The sequence below is a fragment of the Streptomyces sp. NBC_01571 genome (assembly GCF_026339875.1).
Lineage (GTDB): Bacteria > Actinomycetota > Actinomycetes > Streptomycetales > Streptomycetaceae > Streptomyces.
Map to the genome: position 1 here is coordinate 3,244,890 of NZ_JAPEPZ010000001.1, position 16,572 is coordinate 3,261,461.

General features: G+C 70.0%; 13 protein-coding genes. 6 read left to right on the forward strand and 7 right to left on the reverse strand.

Annotation, left to right across the window (positions count from 1 at the left end; all coding sequences use genetic code 11):
* Window positions 1-182: 182 nt before the first annotated feature.
* Complete coding sequence (locus OHB41_RS14645) at window positions 183-1,415, reverse strand: NYN domain-containing protein (RefSeq protein WP_266698526.1); 1,233 nt, start codon at window positions 1,413-1,415, stop codon at window positions 183-185.
* A gap of 229 nt (window positions 1,416-1,644) precedes the next feature.
* Here OHB41_RS14645 and OHB41_RS14650 point away from each other — a divergent pair, with 229 nt between their 5' ends.
* Window positions 1,645-1,821 (forward strand): hypothetical protein, encoded by a 177-nt coding sequence (locus OHB41_RS14650; RefSeq protein WP_168527680.1) that lies wholly within the window; start codon window positions 1,645-1,647, stop codon window positions 1,819-1,821.
* 93 nt (window positions 1,822-1,914) lie between these two features.
* Here the strand turns inward: OHB41_RS14650 and dnaE are convergent, their stop codons facing one another.
* A complete protein-coding gene (gene dnaE, locus OHB41_RS14655) occupies window positions 1,915-5,454 on the reverse strand; it encodes a DNA polymerase III subunit alpha (RefSeq protein ID WP_266698528.1) in 3,540 nt (1,179 codons plus the stop codon).
* A 291-nt stretch (window positions 5,455-5,745) separates the two neighbouring features.
* On the opposite strand from dnaE, the gene OHB41_RS14660 reads away from it, so the two are divergent.
* From OHB41_RS14660 to OHB41_RS14675, 4 genes are all read left to right on the forward strand, one after another.
* Complete coding sequence (locus OHB41_RS14660; protein WP_266698530.1) at window positions 5,746-7,074, forward strand: DUF2252 domain-containing protein; 1,329 nt, start codon at window positions 5,746-5,748, stop codon at window positions 7,072-7,074.
* Window positions 7,075-7,166: 92 nt separating this feature from the next.
* On the forward strand, window positions 7,167-7,847 hold the full coding sequence (locus tag OHB41_RS14665) for a hypothetical protein (RefSeq protein ID WP_266698531.1): 681 nt from the start codon (window positions 7,167-7,169) through the stop codon (window positions 7,845-7,847).
* Window positions 7,848-7,926: 79 nt separating this feature from the next.
* On the forward strand, window positions 7,927-8,739 hold the full coding sequence (locus tag OHB41_RS14670) for a DsbA family protein (RefSeq protein ID WP_266698533.1): 813 nt from the start codon (window positions 7,927-7,929) through the stop codon (window positions 8,737-8,739).
* A gap of 129 nt (window positions 8,740-8,868) precedes the next feature.
* Window positions 8,869-10,536, forward strand: a complete 1,668-nt coding sequence (locus tag OHB41_RS14675; RefSeq protein WP_266698534.1) for an alkaline phosphatase D family protein — start codon at window positions 8,869-8,871, stop codon at window positions 10,534-10,536.
* A gap of 69 nt (window positions 10,537-10,605) precedes the next feature.
* Here OHB41_RS14675 and OHB41_RS14680 read toward each other — a convergent pair whose 3' ends face one another.
* Window positions 10,606-11,181 (reverse strand): dienelactone hydrolase family protein, encoded by a 576-nt coding sequence (locus OHB41_RS14680; protein ID WP_266698536.1) that lies wholly within the window; start codon window positions 11,179-11,181, stop codon window positions 10,606-10,608.
* Window positions 11,182-11,289: 108 nt separating this feature from the next.
* Between OHB41_RS14680 and OHB41_RS14685 the strand changes: the two genes are divergently transcribed.
* Window positions 11,290-12,432: a mechanosensitive ion channel family protein gene (locus OHB41_RS14685; protein ID WP_266698538.1), complete on the forward strand. Its 1,143-nt coding sequence runs from the start codon at window positions 11,290-11,292 to the stop codon at window positions 12,430-12,432.
* A gap of 141 nt (window positions 12,433-12,573) precedes the next feature.
* Here OHB41_RS14685 and OHB41_RS14690 read toward each other — a convergent pair whose 3' ends face one another.
* From OHB41_RS14690 to lspA, 4 genes are all read right to left on the reverse strand, one after another.
* Entirely contained in the window at window positions 12,574-14,160 is a 1,587-nt protein-coding gene (locus OHB41_RS14690; RefSeq protein ID WP_266698539.1) for a Na+/H+ antiporter, read from the reverse strand.
* 108 nt (window positions 14,161-14,268) lie between these two features.
* Complete coding sequence (locus OHB41_RS14695) at window positions 14,269-14,736, reverse strand: GNAT family N-acetyltransferase (RefSeq protein WP_266698541.1); 468 nt, start codon at window positions 14,734-14,736, stop codon at window positions 14,269-14,271.
* The gene (locus OHB41_RS14700) at window positions 14,733-15,677 is read right to left on the reverse strand and encodes an RluA family pseudouridine synthase (protein WP_266698543.1); all 945 of its coding nucleotides are present in this window, start codon (window positions 15,675-15,677) and stop codon (window positions 14,733-14,735) included. Before OHB41_RS14700 ends, OHB41_RS14695 begins: the two co-directional genes overlap by 4 nt.
* 147 nt (window positions 15,678-15,824) lie before the next feature.
* Entirely contained in the window at window positions 15,825-16,487 is a 663-nt protein-coding gene (lspA, locus tag OHB41_RS14705) for a signal peptidase II (RefSeq protein ID WP_266698545.1), read from the reverse strand.
* Window positions 16,488-16,572: the final 85 nt, after the last annotated feature.

Consider the following 16,572-nt stretch of genomic DNA (forward strand, 5'->3'; position numbering starts at 1 on the left):
CTCAGCCCGGTTCCGAGCGGCGCTGGACCGGGTCTCCAGCCCGGCATGCGCTCGGCATGGTCTTCCACGGACCCGGACCCGGCGGGCTCCTTCGGGAGCGCCCGCGGCGATGTGACCAGCTCCCGCCCACCCGCGGCGGAGGAACGGAAGAGGGCTCGCCTGAGGCTCGGCGACTCCCCGGTTCACTCCCCGGCGGGGGCGTGCTCCGCGGCCGTACGCACGTCGATCTCGCGCCAGAAGCCCGCCCGGATGGCATACCGGTCGTGCTCGTCGATCTGGTCGTCCTTGTGCGCGAGCAGTCCGAACCGCGCGGCGTAGCGCAGCAGCTCGCCGTCGACGCGGTGCGGGACGCGCGGGTACATCGCGGACAGCTTCTGCAGATGGCTCTGGTCCGTCAGCCGCCCCATCCAGCGGCGCGCGAAGACCTGTCCGACCTCGTACGGGTCGCCGCCGACCGTGGTGATGTCCTCCTCCCGGTCGGCCCAGCGCTGCTCGGCGGAGGTGAGCTGGGCGAGCGTGGGCAGCACGGCGGCCTCGGCGGACTCCGTGGTGCCCCCCGGCCGCTCGATCCACCCCTTGTCGGAGGACCAGCGCAGGGTGGCGCTGGTGGGGGGCTGGGCGGCCTGGACGCCGGGCGCGCGCAGTGCGGCGAGGTCCTTGGGTGTGGGGACGCCCTTGGGGGCGGGAACACGCTCCTCGGCGCCGTTCTGCGACTCGGCGGCCGGCCCGTGCTCCGCGTCCTGGGCGGCACGCTCCGCGGAGTCGGCGAGCGAGGAGTCGGCGAGCGAGGAGTCGGGCAGCGGCGCGGAGAGGATCGCGGCGATCTCCGGGCGCGGCGCGGGCTGTGGGGCGCAGATCCCGCCGATCTCCTTGGCCCGTACGGCCTTGGTGATCCAGGCCCGGTCCAGCACCCGCCGCTCGTCGGCCTCGGCGACCAGGTCCTCGGACTGGTTGTAGTCCCCGTCGGCGGCCTGCACGGCCCACAGGTGCACGGCGACACCGTGCTCCTTGGCGGCCATCATGCCCGGCAGCAGATCCCCGTCGCCGGTCACCAGGACCACGTCGGAGCAGGCGCGGTTGCGGGCGAGTTCGGTGAGCTCGGCGTGCATGGCGGCGTCGACGCCCTTCTGCGCCCACCGTCCGTCGCTGCGGGTCAGCGCGCCGAGGCGTACCGTCACCCGCGGCATCACCCTGAGCCTGCGGTGCTCCGGCTGCGGTACGCGGTCGGGGGCGCCGTCGAACCAGTAGATACGCAGCAGGGGCCGCTCCGTGTCGGATTCGGCACGGTCGCGCAGCCCCTGGATGAGGGCGCCGTGGTCGACGGTGATCCGGGATCTCGAGGGCTCTCCCGCCAGGAGACTGGCGGCAGCACCGAGCAGATACCCGGCGTCCACCAGGACGATGCAGCGGTCCACGCGGTCCACCCTCTTTCCGGTTTCCGGGAGGTTTGCTTCGGGCTTCCTTCGAGTCTGCCCGACGCCGTGGAGGTTAACGGCCCGAACTCGATCTTCGGCGTGGCGTATCAGGAGATAACGCTCCGACAGGGCTTATTACGCACGGTAATTCTCCGAAATGCACTGGTTGTCAGGCTATGTGAATCTGGATCCGGCCCTGACCCCTCGGGCCCCACAGGAGGCAATCACCATGGCCAAGAACAAGAACCGCAAGCAGGGCAGCCAGCAGGACCGCTCCTCGCAGGCCGAACGCGCGCAGGAGCAGGCGCAGCGATCCTCGACGGAGGCACACACGCCGATGTCACAGGCGCAGGGCAGCCCCTCGGACGTAGCCCGCAAGCACCAGAAGCGCTTCGGCCACAACTGAGGCCGCGCGTAAGGGCTGTTGAAGCCCATGCACACACCGAGGGGCGCATCCGGTCTTGGATGCGCCCCTCGCGTAACTCCGTCCCCGCCGGTCTCAGCCCGCCAGACAGGACGGGCCCAACAGGACCTTCAGGTCGCCGAAGAGGGCCGGATCGGGCTTCACCCGGTGCCGGTCGAGGCGCAGGACGGTGGTCTTGCGCGGGCCCTGGAGCCTGATGCGCACCTCGCTCTCGCCCCGGTGGTGGCTGAGGATCTCACCGAGCCTGCTGACCATGGGCGGAGTGACCTTCAGCGCCGGGATGGTGAGGATCACGGGCGCGTTGGTGCCCGCGTTGGACAGGTCCGGGACCTGGAGTTCCATCGCGACGAGGCGCGGCACGTCCTCGCGCTTGTCGAGGCGTCCCTTGACGAAGACGACCGCGTCCTCGACGAGTTGGGTGGACACCAGCTGGTAGGTCGCGGGGAAGAACATGCACTCGATGGAGCCCGCGAGGTCCTCCACGGTGGCGATCGCCCAGGCGTTGCCCTGCTTGGTCATCTTGCGCTGCAGGCCGGAGATGATGCCGCCGATGGTGACGACGGCGCCGTCGGCGTGCTCACCGCCGGTGAGCTGGGAGATGCCCGCGTCCGCCTTGTCGGACAGCACGTGCTCCAGGCCGAAGAGCGGGTGGTCGGAGACGTACAGACCGAGCATCTCCCGTTCCTGGGCGAGCAGATAGGCCTTGTCCCACTCGTCGGCGGTGAACTCGACGTCGAGTCCGAAGCCGGGCTCGCTGGTGTCCTCCTCGCCCATGCCGCCGAAGAGGTCGAACTGGCCCTCGGCCTCCTTGCGCTTGACCTGCACCACGTTGTCGATCATCGGCTCGAACTGCGCGGTGAGGCCCTTGCGGGTGTGCCCCATGGTGTCGAACGCGCCGGCCTTGATCAGCGATTCCGTGGTGCGCTTGTTGCAGGCGACCGCCTCGACCTTGTCGAGGTAGTCGGGGAAGGAGGCGTACTTCCCCTTGGCCTTGCGGCTCTTGATGATCGACTCGACGACGTTCGTGCCGACGTTGCGGACGGCGGAGAGGCCGAAGAGGATCACGTCGTCGCCCTGGGCGGCGAAGTTCTGCTCCGACTCGTTGACGTTGGGCGGCAGCACCTTGATGCCCATGCGCCGGCACTCGTTGAGGTAGATCGCGGACTTGTCCTTGTCGTCCTTGACCGAGGTGAGCAGACCGGCCATGTACTCGGCCGGGTAGTTCGCCTTCAGGTAGGCGGTCCAGTACGAGACCAGGCCGTACGCGGCCGAGTGCGCCTTGTTGAACGCGTAGCCGGCGAAGGGGACCAGCACGTCCCACAGGGCCTGGATCGCCTCGTCGCTGTAGCCCTTGTCCCGGGCGCCCTTCTGGAAGAGGACGAAGTTCTTGGCCAGTTCGTCGGGCTTCTTCTTGCCCATCACACGGCGCAGGATGTCGGCCTCGCCGAGCGAGTACCCGGCGATGATCTGGGCGGCCTTCTGCACCTGCTCCTGGTAGACGATCAGGCCGTAGGTGACGGCCAGGACCTCTTCGAGGGGCTCCTCCAGCTCCTTGTGGATCGGGGTGATCTCCTGGAGCTTGTTCTTGCGGAGCGCGTAGTTCGTGTGCGAGTCCATGCCCATCGGGCCGGGACGGTAGAGCGCCGAGACGGCGGAGATGTCCTCGAAGTTGTCGGGCTTCATCAGGCGCAGCAGGGAGCGCATGGGCCCGCCGTCGAACTGGAAGACGCCGAGGGTGTCGCCGCGCTGGAGCAGTTCGAAGGTCGTCGGATCGTCGAGCGGGAGGGCCAGCAGGTCGAGGTCGATGCCCTTGTTGGACTTCACCATCTTGACGGCGTCGTCCATGATCGTCAGGTTGCGCAGGCCGAGGAAGTCCATCTTCAGCAGGCCGAGCGACTCGCACTGCGGGTAGTCCCACTGCGTGATGGTCACGCCGTCGGTGTGCCGCACCCAGACCGGGGCGTGGTCGACGATGGGCTCGCTGGACATGATGACGCCGGCGGCGTGCACGCCCATCTGCCGGACCAGGCCCTCGACGCCCTTGGCGGTGTCGATGACCTTCTTCACGTCCGGCTCGTTCTCGTACATCGCGCGGATCTCGCCGGCCTCGCTGTAGCGGGGGTGCGAGGAGTCGGTGATGCCGTTCAGGTCGATGCCCTTGCCGAGGACGTCGGCGGGCATCGCCTTGGTGAGACGGTCGCCCATGGCGTACGGGTAGCCCAGGACACGCGCGGAGTCCTTGATGGCGTTCTTCGCCTTGATCTTGCCGTAGGTGCCGATCATGGCGACCTTGTCGGCGCCGTACTTCTCGGTCACGTACCTGATCACCTCGACGCGCCTGCGCTCGTCGAAGTCGATGTCGACGTCGGGCATGGAGACGCGCTCGGGGTTGAGGAACCGCTCGAAGATCAGTCCGTGCGGGATCGGGTCGAGGTCGGTGATGCCCATGGCGTACGCCACGATCGAACCGGCCGCGGAACCACGGCCCGGGCCCACCGCGATGCCCTGCTTCTTGGCCCACATGATGAAGTCCGCGACGACGAGGAAGTACCCCGGGAACCCCATCTGGATGATGACGTCCATCTCGTACTCGGCCTGCTTCTGGCGGTCGTCGGGGACGCCGCCGGGGAAGCGGCGCTCCATGCCGAGGCGGACCTCCTCCTGGAACCAGGTGACCTCGGTGAAGCCCTCGGGGATGTCGAACTTCGGCATGAGGTTCTTCGCCTCGAACATGCCGGTCGTGTCGATCTGCTCGGCGACCAGGAGGGTGTTGGCGCAGCCCTGCTGCCAGGCGTCCGAGGAGTCGACCGCGTACATCTCGTCCGTCGACTTCAGGTAGTAACCGGTGCCGTCGAAGCGGAAGCGGTCCGGGTCGGAGAGGTTCTTGCCGGTCTGGATGCAGAGCAGGGCGTCGTGCGCGGTCGCCTCGTGCGCGTACGTGTAGTGCGAGTCGTTCGTCACCAGGGGCGGGATGCCGAGCTTCTTGCCGATCTCCAGGAGGCCGTCGCGGACCCGGCGCTCGATCTCGATGCCGTGGTCCATCAGCTCGAGGAAGTAGCGGTCCTTGCCGAAGATGTCCTGGTACTCGGCGGCCGACTTCAGGGCCTCGTCGAACTGGCCGAGGCGCAGCCGGGTCTGGAGCTCGCCGGAGGGGCAGCCGGTGGAGGCGATGAGCCCCTCGGACCACTGGGAGATGGTCTCCTTGTCCATCCGCGGCCACTTCTGGAGCCAGCCCTCGGCGTACGCGTCCGAGGAGAGCTTGAAGAGGTTGTGCAGTCCCGTCCGGTTCGCCGCCCAGATCGTCTTGTGGGTGTAACCGCCCGAACCGGACACGTCGTCGCGCTTCTGGTGCGGCTGGCCCCACTGGATCTTGCGCTTGTTGCGCCGGGACTCCGGGGCGACGTACGCCTCGATGCCGATGATCGGCGTGACGCCCGCCTTCTTGGCCGTGTGGAAGAAGTCGTACGCCCCGTGGAGGTTGCCGTGGTCGCTCATGGCGATGTGTGTCATGCCCATCTCATTGCAGGCATCGAACATGTCCTTGAGCCGCGCGGCACCGTCCAGCAGCGAGTACTGGGTGTGGACGTGCAGGTGCGTGAACGGCGGCTTCGACACGGCTTCGGCCTCCAAGAAGAACGATCGGCGACAGTCTGGGGGGACAGCGACGAAGTCTATGACGCGCGACTGACAGCTGAGATGAACACTGCGACGCGAGGTGCCCCGGGACGCCCCGCGGCGGTGGTGGCCGGGTGACGGGCGGCCGGATCGGCCGTAACTTCGTGCGGGGAACGCGGGCACTCCCGCGTACCTTCGTCCGTTGGGAGGACGAAGGCGTCCGTCCCGGGTGGACGGCTCTGTCGTCCTTCCCTCATGTCACGCACCACCTGCACCAGGAGGCACCCAGCGATGTCGGTCCCGCAGCTCAGCGCCGAGCAACGCGGCGAGCAGATCCTCGCCGTCTTCGACACCGCCTTCGGCGAGCTCCTGGCCGCCGACCCGGCCGCGTTCCGCGTGAAGTTCCGCAAGATGGCGGCCTCCGCCTTCGCGTTCTACCGGGGCACGGCGGGGCTCTTCTACCACGACCTCGAGGCCGACCGGCGGGGCGGCCCGTACCTGGACGAGCGGACCTCCCGGGTGTGGATCCACGGCGACCTGCACGCGGAGAACTTCGGCACGTACATGGACGCCCAGGGCCGCCTGATCTTCAACGTGAACGACTTCGACGAGGCGTACGTCGGCCCCTTCACCTGGGACCTCAAGCGCTTCGCCGCCTCCGTGGCGCTCATCGGCTACGCCAAGGCGCTCAGTGACGACCAGATCACCGAGCTGGTCACGGTGTACGCGACCGCCTACCGCGAGCGCATCCACTCCCTCGCCACCGGCGCCAAGAGCGACGAGGTGCCGCCCTTCACGCTGGACACCGCCGAGGGCCCGCTGCTGGACGCGCTGCGCGACGCCCGCTCGCTGACCCGCTTCGGGCTGCTCGACTCGATGACCGAGATCCGTGACTTCGAGCGCCGCTTCGCCCCCGGCGGCGGCTCCATCGAGCTGGACGCGGCCACCCGCTACAAGGTGCTCGCCGCCTTCGACGGCTACCTGGAGACGCTCCCCGAGTCCTCGCTCGCCCGCCCTGACTCGTACCGCGTGAAGGACGTCGTCGGCCGCCGCGGCATCGGCATCGGCTCGGCCGGTCTGCCCTCGTACAACATCCTGCTGGAGGGCAACAGCGACGCCCTGGAGAACGACGTCGTGATCTACATCAAGCAGGCCCAGACGCCGGCCGTCTCCCGGCACATCACGGACTCCTCGATCCGCGACTACTTCCAGCACGAGGGCCACCGCACGGTGATCTCCCAGCGCGCGCTGCAGGCGCACGCCGACCCGTGGCTGGGCTGGACCGAGCTGGACGGCGCGGGCCAGCTCGTCGCCGAGGTCTCGCCGTACGCGGTGGACCTGGACTGGAGCGACATCGACGACCCGGAGGAGATCGCCTCGGTCGTCGCGGACCTCGGCCGGGCCACGGCCGCGATGCACGCGGCGGCCGACGACGAGAGCGGCCACTCGGAGCTGGTGCCGTTCTCCACGGAACGGGCCATCGACGCGGCGATCGCGGCCGACGAGGAGGGCTTCGCCGCCCTCCTGGTCGACTTCGCGCACAGCTACGGCGCACGCGCGCGCGGCGACCACCAGATCTTCGTGGACCTGTTCCGCAACGGCCGGATCCCCGGCCTGTAGGCACGCCGGACGACGGACTCACAACGCTCCCGTAACACATAGGAACCCTTTAGGGAGCTCTTACGGGAGCGCGTGGGACACTCGGCTCCGCTATGGACATATCCGGGACCCAGCTCAGAGCCGTGCGCGCGGCACTGTTCACGGCTGTCGTCGTGACGCTCTCCGCCGCGTCGCACGTGCTGCTGTCCCGGGTCGCGCTGCCGCTCGGCACCGTGGCCGCGATCACCGCCGCCGTCTTCGTCATCGCGTACGCGCTGGCGGGCCGCGAACGCGGCTTCGGGCGGATCGCGGCCCTGCTCATCCCCCTGGAGCTGGCCGCCGACACGGTCTTCACCACGGGCCAGCACGTCTGTTACGGCAGGGCGGGCGGCCCCGTCGCGGGCCCGCTGCGCGCCGTCGGCCTCGACGTGCTGTGCGGCGGCAGCGTGGGCGCGCCGCTGGCCCGGGTGACCGGTGGCGACGACCGCGCCGCCACCCTGCTCGTGCACACCGACCCGGGCGCCGCCTGGCTGCTGCTCGCCGCGCACGTCGGCGTCGGGCTCCTCGCCGCCGCCTGGCTGCGCCGCGGCGAGCGGGCCCTGGACCAGCTGCTGCGCGCCGTGGCCGCGTCCACCTTCCGGCCGCTGCTGATCGCGGTCGCCGCGGTGACCGTACGGCTGACCCCGGTACGCCGGCTCCCGCGCCCCGCGCGCCGGAGCACCCCCGCCCGTACGCGCCTGTTCGTGCACTCACTGGGACGGCGTGGCCCGCCCCGCTCGGCCGCTCTCGCCTGAGCGACAGCAACTGAGCACCAGCGGTCCCCCTTACGTATCCCGCGTACGACGAGTACGCGCCCCCATGGAGATCACCAACATGAGCAAGCGGAACAGCCAGGCGGCCAAGTCGGCGGCGCGCGAGAAGCTGCGTATCGAGCGCGAGCGCCAGGCCAGGCGCGACCGGATCAAGCGCCAGGTCATCGTGGCCGGCGGCATCGTCGCCGTCCTCGCGATAGCGGGCGGTGTCGGCTACGCGGTCGTACAGAACAACAAGCCCGGGTACTGGGAAGCCGCCAAGGACGACAAGCTCGTCAAGCCGGCCAACACCACCGGCGCCGACGGCACCACCGTCGTGCTCGGCAAGAGCACCGCCAAGAAGACCCTGGTGATGTACGAGGACCCGCGCTGCCCGATCTGCGCCCAGTTCGAGCAGACCGTCGGCACGACCCTCAAGAAGGACTACGACGACGGCAAGTTCAAGATCGAGTACGTCGGCGCCACGTTCATCGACAACGGCAGCCCCGGCGTGGGCTCGAAGAACGCCCTCAGCGCCATGGGTGCCGCGCTGAACGTGAGCCCCGAGGCCTTCCTCGAGTACAAGACCGCGCTGTACTCGGCGAAGTACCACCCCGAGGAGACGGACGACAAGTTCAAGAGCGACGACTACCTGATCAAGGTCGCTGACACGGTCTCCGCCCTCAAGGGCAACGCGGCCTTCGAGAAGGCGGTGAAGGACGGCACCTACGACAAGTGGGCGCTCGACATGTCCGAGAAGTTCAACAAGAGCGGCGTGCAGGGCACTCCGACCCTGAAGATGGACGGCAAGACGCTGACGGGCTCCGACGGCAAGAACGCGCCGATGACCGTCGCCGACTTCACGACGGCGATCGACAAGGCCCTCGCCGCCTGATCCGTCGGGCGGTCCGAAGCGCCGCGCGCAGCGGTGGCGCCGGACCGAAATTGTCCAGCAGTCGAAGAGCGGGCGAACTTTCTCGGTTCGCCCGCTCTCTGCGTGTACCGGTCGGTAACCTGACCGCTCGTGACCAGTCGCTTCAGCTCATCCGACCCCTCGGGCGCCGTCAACTCCCGCGCCCCGCGCCGCCGTACGGTCGTCAAGGCCGCGGCCGCCACCGCCGTCCTCGCCGCCCCGCTCGCGGCCGCCCTGCCGGCCCGCGCCGCCGAGGCGCCCGCCTTCCTGCACGGCGTCGCCTCCGGCGACCCGCTCCCGGACGGCATCCTGCTGTGGACGCGGGTGACCCCCACCTCCGCGGCGATACCCGGCTCCGGCATCGGCCCGGACACCGAGGTCAGCTGGACCGTCGCCAAGGACAAGGCGTTCACCACGATCGTCGCCAAGGGCTCCCTCACCGCGACGGCCGCCTCCGACCACACCGTCAAGGCCGACATCCGCGGCCTGGAACCGGCCACCGACTACTGGTTCCGCTTCTCCGCGGGCGGCACCGACTCGCCCGTCGCCCACACGCGCACCACGCCGGCCGCCGACGCCTCCGTGGCCGGTCTGCGCTTCGGCGTGGTCTCCTGCGCCAACTGGGAGGCCGGCTACTTCTCGGCCTACCGCCACCTCGCGGCCCGGGGCGACCTGGACGCCTGGCTGCATCTCGGCGACTACATCTACGAGTACAAGTCCGGCGAGTACGGCACCCGCGGCACGGTGGTACGCCCGCACGCCCCCGCCAACGAGATCCTCACCCTCGCCGACTACCGCACCCGGCACGGCCGTTACAAGACCGACCCGGACCTCCAGGCCCTGCACCACAAGGCGCCGGTCGTGGCGATCTGGGACGACCACGAGTTCGCCGACAACGCCTGGTCGGGCGGCGCGGTCAACCACACCGAGGGCGCCGAGGGCACCTGGACGGCCCGTCAGGCCGCCGCGAAGCAGGCCTACTTCGAGTGGATGCCGGTCCGCCCGGCGATCGAGGGCACCACCTACCGCCGGCTGCGCTTCGGCAAGCTGGCCGACCTCTCCCTGCTCGACCTGCGCTCCTTCCGCTCCCAGCAGGCGTCCACGGCCAGCGGCTCGGTCGACGACCCGGACCGTACGATCACCGGCCGCGCGCAGCTCGACTGGCTGAAGTCCGGACTCAAGGGCTCGGACACCACCTGGCGGCTGGTCGGCAACTCGGTGATGATCTCGCCGTTCGCGGTGGGGTCCCTCTCCGCCGACCTGCTCAAGCCGCTCGCCAAGCTGCTCGGCCTGCCCCAGGAGGGCATCGCCCTCAACACCGACCAGTGGGACGGCTACACCGACGACCGCCGCGAACTCCTCGCGCACCTGCGCTCCAACGCCATCCGCAACACGGTCTTCCTGACCGGTGACATCCACATGGCGTGGGCCAACGACGTGCCGGTGGACGCCGGTACCTACCCGCTGTCCGCCTCCGCCGCCACGGAGTTCGTGGTCACCTCGATGACCTCCGACAACCTCGACGACATCGTCAAGGTCCCCGAGGGCGTCGTGTCGGCGATCGCCTCCCCCGTCATCCGCGCGGCGAACCGGCACGTCCACTGGGTCGACACCGACCGCCACGGGTACGGCGTCCTGGACGTCACCGCCACCCGGGCGCAGATGGACTACTACGTGATCTCCGACCGCGCGAACCCGAACGCCACCTCGTCCTGGACCCGTTCGTACCGCACGCTGAGCGGATCACAGACGGTGGAGCGGACCTACGACCCGGTGTAGACACGGCTCGCGGTCTCCTGACCGCGGTTACCGCCACGGGCCACGGGGCGCCTACGGCTACGGCTACGGCTACGGCTGGAGGCTGTCGAGGAAGCCGAGCGCCACCTTCCAGGTGGCCTCGGCCGCCTCGGCGTCGTAGTCGGGCAGTTCGGGGTCGGTGTAGAGGTGACCGGCTCCCGCGTACCGATAGATCTCCACATCGGCGCCCGCTCTCTGCATCTGGAGATACCAGGCGCCCAGCCAGTCGTCCGTCTCGAACTGGTCGGGCTCGGCGACATGGAGCTGGACCGGCAGCTCGTCCACCGACGCGTTCTCCGCGATGTCCGACGTGCCGTGCAGCAGGAGCAGTCCGCGGGCCTTCTCGTCGCCGAGGGCCAGGGTCTGCGCGAGGGAGGCGCCGAGGGAGAAACCGGCGTAGACGAGCCCGCGGTCCGAATAGGGCGCGGCGGCCAGGACCGCGCGCTTGAGCAGCTCGACCTTGCCGATCCCTTCGTTGAAGGCCATGCCCTCCTCCACGGTCCCGAAGGTGCGCCCCTCGAAGAGGTCCGGCGTCCACACCTCGTGTCCCGCGGCCCGCAGCCGGTCCGCCGCCGCGCGCACCGCAGGCCGCAGACCGTACGTCGAGTGAAAGAGCATGATGTTCATGAGACCCATGGTGCCAGCCGGTACCGACAGTGACGGGCGCAGGGCATACCCCGTTCCCTCGCGAGCACACATGTTCATGACCGCCCATGGCCGGTTACGTTCTCAGGCATGGAGAACGTACTGCGCCCGATGATCGTCGTCGGCGGCTCGGTCGTGCTCGCACTGCTCATCGGGTGGTCCGTGGACCGCCTGTTGCGCCGGGTGGACGACCGTCACAGCGAGACCTCCCTGTGGGGCCTGCTCCGCCGGGGTCGCATCCCCTTCCAGCTGGTCCTGTTCGCGGCCCTGCTCAGAGGCTCGTACGACGAGGCGAAGCTGCTGGTGGAACACCGGATCGGGATCGGCAGGACCCTGACCCTGATCCTGATCGGCGCCGCCGCCTGGCTGGTGGTGAGCATCGCGACGGCGGTCGTCGACACCTCGTACTCCCGCTACGCGAACGCGCACCGCGACCCGGCGCGGGTGCGCCGGGTGCGCACCCAGGTCGCGCTGATACAACGGGTGGTCACCGCGGTCGTCGGCGTCGTCGCGATCGCCGCGATGCTGCTCACCTTCCCGGCGATGCGCGCGGCCGGCGCCTCACTGCTCGCCTCGGCCGGCATCCTCGGCATCGTCGCCGGTGTCGCCGCCCAGTCCACACTGGCGAATCTCTTCGCCGGGCTGCAGATCGCCTTCGGCGACATGGTGCGTCTCGGTGACACCGTCGTGGTGGACGGCGAGTGGGGCACGGTCGAGGAGATCACTCTGACGTTCCTGACGGTCCGGACCTGGGACGAGCGCCGGATCACCATGCCGGTCTCGTACTTCACCTCGAAGCCCTTCGAGAACTGGTCGCGCGGCACCCCTCAGATGACCGGCATCGTCTTCTTCCACCTCGACCACAGCGCGCCGGTCGAGGTCATGCGGGAGAAGCTGCGGGACATCCTGCGCGAGTGCCCGGCCTGGGACGGACGTGACTACGGACTGGCGGTCACCGACTCGACGCCCAACACCGTCCAGGTGCGCGCCCTGGTCACGGCGAAGGACGCGGACGACATCTGGACGGTACGGGTCACGGTGCGCGAGCAGATGATCCGCTGGCTGACCGAGAAGCATCCCTACGCCCTCCCCCGCGTCAACACGACGGAGGCGGTGCTGCCGCCGGGACAGCTCCCCAGCGCGACCCGCACCGAACCCGACGGCGCGGCGACCACCCGCCACAACCACGCCCACACCCCCGGCCCCCCACGCACCGGCCCGGGCCGCGGCTGACCCCACCGACCGCCCGTGACCGCCCCATCCCGCGGTCGCGGTCGGCCGCAGCGGGAAACGCCACGGGCAACCCCTACCACTCGACGAACCCGAAGCGGACGGTGCGCGGGCGGGAGACACACTCCCGGGGCCCGCGCATCGTCAGCGCAGGCTGCGCACGTCCAGATGCCGCAGTACCCGGTCCACGATCTCCGGATCCGCCCCCGGCTCACTGCGCGCGGACAGCACCTCGTGCCGTGCCGCGCTCATCATCTCCCCCTGGATGCGCCGGATCCGCTTGATCCGCCGCGCCCGCTGCTCGTACGCCTCGCGCCGTTCCTCGTCCCCCAGGTCCGGGCTGATCCGCGTCCCGATGTCGAAGGCCCGCCGCAGCAGCTGTTCGGACACCTCCTCCGACAGCTCCTCGACCTCCTCGATCTCCTTCAGCCTCCGCTTCGCGGCCTTGGCCGCCCGGATCGCCAGCTCCTTCTCGAAGGCCTTCTCGACGTCCTCGTCGGCCCGCACCCCGAGCCTTCTGACGAGCCACGGCAGCGTGAGCCCCTGCAGCACGAGCGTCGCCATGATCACACCGAACGCGATGAACACGATCTCGTCCCGGTCGGGGAACGGCGACCCGTCGTCCATCTTCAGCGGAATCGCCAGCGCGAGGGCCACGGAGGCGACCCCCCGCATCCCCGACCACCACATCACCACGGTCTCCCGCCACGACGTGGGGATCTCCTCGTCGTAGTCCCGTTTCGCGTGCAGCCGTTTCGTCAGCGCCGTCGCCGGCAGCAGCCACGCCAGCCGTACGAGCACGACGACGGCGACGATCGCGGCCGCCCACCCGAGCATCTCGCCCCACCGTCCGGCCGCCGTCCGGATCGCGTTGTGCAGCTCCAGTCCGATCAGTCCGAACGCGACACCGGTGACGAGCGTGTCCACCACGTCCCAGAACGTGTGCCCGGCGAGCCGGGTCATGACGTCGTCGGCGTCGGTGGCGTACTCGGCCAGGAACAGCGCGGTGGTGAGCACGGCGAGCACCCCGGAGCCGTGCAGCTCCTCCGCCAGGACGTACGCGGCGTAGGGCACCAGCAGCGTCAGCCCGATCTGCAGCGTGGCGTCGCCGAGCAGGTCCATCAGCTTGTTCGCGGCCCACCCCAGGCCCACCCCGGCCGCGATCGCGACGACCGCGGACAGCACCAGGTCGAGCCCGGCCCGCCACGGCGAGAAGGAACCGCTCACGGCGGCGGCGATCGCGACGTGGTAGAGCACGATGGCCGTCACGTCGTTGAAGAGCCCCTCGCCCTCCAGGATCGACACCAGCCGGCGGGGCAGCCCGAGCTGCCCCGCGACAGCGGTCGCGGCGACCGGGTCGGGCGGCGCCACGAGCGCGCCCAGTGCCACGGCGGCGGCGATCGGCAGCCCCGGCACGATCGTGTTGGCGACGACCGCCACCGCCGCGGTGGTGAGGAACACCAGCGCCACGGCCAGCAGGAAGATCGGCCGCTTGTTGGCGGTGAACTGTCGCCACGAGGTCCGCCGCACCGACGCGTACAACAGCGGCGGCAACAGCAGGGGCAGGATCAGGTCCGGCCGGATGTCCACGTTGGGCACGAAGTCCAGCACGGCCAGCACGATCCCGAGGAGCGTCATCAGCACCGGCGCCGGCAGCCCGAAGCGGTCCCCCACCGGGACGCTCACCACGGCCCCGAGCAACAGCACGAACAACAGGGCCAACTGATCCACGGTCAGCGCTCCCGCGAGGTCTAGGCGATCAAGGAGGGGCCGGACCCCAAGCCTGCCACGCCGCTACGACAATGCCCTCCCGGCAGGCCCCGCCGGCGCACGCACCTCTCACAAGGTCTTGCGCATCGCCCGGTGGTCGATCCCCGCGTCGAGGAACTCCTCGCCGTACGCCACGTATCCGAGCCGCTCGTAGAAGCCCAGCGCATGCGTCTGCGCGTGCAGATCCACCGACGTGAGTCCACGCGCGCGTGCCGCGTCCTCGATGGCGCCGACGAGCGCGACCCCGACGCCGAGCCCGCGCGCCTCCTTGGTCACGGCGAGCCGTCCCAGCGAACCGACGCCGGGGTCGCCGCCGGTCTTCGCGGCGGCGTCCTCGCCGTACAGGAGCCGCCCGGTGCCCAGCGGCGCCCCGTCGTCACGGACGGCCAGCACATGCAGCGCCCTGGCGTCGTAGGCGTCGTACTCGATGTCCTCGCTGACGCCCTGTTCGCCGACGAAGACCTCCTTGCGCACCGCGAAGCACGCCTCACGGTCCGCGGCGTCCTCGGCCACCCGCAGCGCGTACGGGACGGTCATGCGTTGCTCTCCTCACGCACCTTGTCGAGGGCCTTCTGCAGGTCCTCGGGATAGTCGCTCCCGAACTCGACCCACCGGCCGTCCCCCGGGTGCTCGAAGCCGAGGCGCTTCGCGTGCAGCCACTGCCGGGTGAGGCCGAGACGCTTCGCGAGCGTGGGGTCGGCGCCGTAGGTCAGGTCACCGACGCACGGGTGGCGGTGGGCCGACATGTGGACGCGGATCTGGTGGGTGCGCCCGGTCTCCAGCTTGATGTCGAGCAGGGAGGCCGCGCGGAACGCCTCCATCAGGTCGTAGTGCGTGACCGACGGCTTGCCCTCGGCCGTGACCGCCCACTTGTAGTCGTGGTTCGGATGGCGGCCGATGGGGGCGTCGATGGTGCCGCTCGTCGGGTCCGGGTGGCCCTGCACGAGGGCGTGGTAGCGCTTGTCGACCGTGCGCTCCTTGAACTGGCGCTTGAGCGACGTGTACGCGTACTCGGACTTGGCGACCACCATCAGGCCGGACGTGCCCACGTCGAGCCGGTGCACGATGCCCTGGCGCTCGGAGGCACCCGAGGTGGAGATGCGGTACCCGGCGGCCGCGAGACCGCCGATCACGGTCGGTCCCGACCAGCCGGGGCTGGGGTGCGCGGCGACGCCGACCGGCTTGACGATCACGACCACGTCGTCGTCGTCGTGCACGATCTCCATGCCCTCGACGGGCTCGGCGACGATCTGGACGGGGGCGGGCGCCTGCGGCATCTCCACTTCCAGCCACGCGCCGCCGTGCAGTCGCTCGGACTTGCCGACCACCGAACCGTCGACCGTGACCTTCCCCGCCGCGGCGAGCTCGGCGGCCTTCGTGCGGGAGAAGCCGAACATCCGGGAGATGACGGCGTCGACGCGCTCGCCCTCCAGTCCGTCGGGCACGGGCAGGGTACGGATCTCGGGAACGGTGCTCACCCGTCGAGTATGCCGGACCGGCCGGACACCCCAGGACCAGGGACCGAACGCCAGTACCCGTCAGAGGGCCCCGGAGACCGGCCCGCACCGGCCCTCGCCGGTGCTCGTCGGTCCCCGCCGGCCCGTGTCAGCCCGTGTCAGACCTCGTCAGTCCTTGTGGACGGTCCCGTCGGGGTCCAGTCCGCGGAAGGACAGCAGCACGATGAGGATGCCGCCGCACACGATCGCCGAGTCGGCCAGGTTGAAGACGGCGAAGTGCTTGGGCGCGATGAAGTCGACGACCGCGCCCTCGAAGATGCCGGGCGAGCGGAAGATCCGGTCGGTGAGATTGCCCAGCGCACCGCCCAGCAGCAGGCCGAGCGCGATCGCCCAGGGCAGGCTGTAGAGCTTGCGCGCGAGCCGGGCGATCACGATGATCACCGCCGCGGCGATCATCGTGAAGATGATCGTGAACGCCTCACCGAAGCCGAAGGCGGCGCCCGCGTTGCGGATGGCCTCGAACTGCAGCCAGTCCCCGACGATCTCGATCGGCGCGTGGTGCTCCAGCTTGGCGACCACGAGCAGCTTGCTGACGAGGTCGAGGGCGTACGCCAGCACCGCGACCGTGAACAGGACGGCGATCCTGCGCTTGCCCTTCGGCCGCTGGGCCTGGGCCGCCGTGCCGTCCTCCGTCCCGGACCGCTCGGCCGGGGACGACTCGCCGGAGCCGGAGCGGTCGCCCGGCGTCGTGTTCCCGTCGGACTGCTCCGGCTCGGACCCCGCCGCTCCTGGGGAATCCGGCGTACCGATGATGCGCTCCGCCTCTGCCACGTGAGTGAGTCCCTCGACCTAGGTGCCTGACTGAGGACGAGGGTACGTCACACCCCCCGGCATTCACGTGCGCAGGAGCCCTCCC

Excerpts from the sequence above, each read along its gene's own strand:
- OHB41_RS14650 (WP_168527680.1), top strand. The coding sequence starts at position 1,645 with ATGGCCAAGAACAAGAACCGCAAGCAGGGCAGCCAGCAGGACCGCTCC.
- OHB41_RS14660 (WP_266698530.1), top strand. The coding sequence starts at position 5,746 with ATGTCGGTCCCGCAGCTCAGCGCCGAGCAACGCGGCGAGCAGATCCTC.
- OHB41_RS14665 (WP_266698531.1), top strand. The coding sequence starts at position 7,167 with ATGGACATATCCGGGACCCAGCTCAGAGCCGTGCGCGCGGCACTGTTC.
- OHB41_RS14670 (WP_266698533.1), top strand. The coding sequence starts at position 7,927 with ATGAGCAAGCGGAACAGCCAGGCGGCCAAGTCGGCGGCGCGCGAGAAG.
- OHB41_RS14680 (WP_266698536.1), bottom strand. The coding sequence starts at position 11,181 with ATGAACATCATGCTCTTTCACTCGACGTACGGTCTGCGGCCTGCGGTG.
- OHB41_RS14685 (WP_266698538.1), top strand. The coding sequence starts at position 11,290 with ATGGAGAACGTACTGCGCCCGATGATCGTCGTCGGCGGCTCGGTCGTG.
- OHB41_RS14695 (WP_266698541.1), bottom strand. The coding sequence starts at position 14,736 with ATGACCGTCCCGTACGCGCTGCGGGTGGCCGAGGACGCCGCGGACCGT.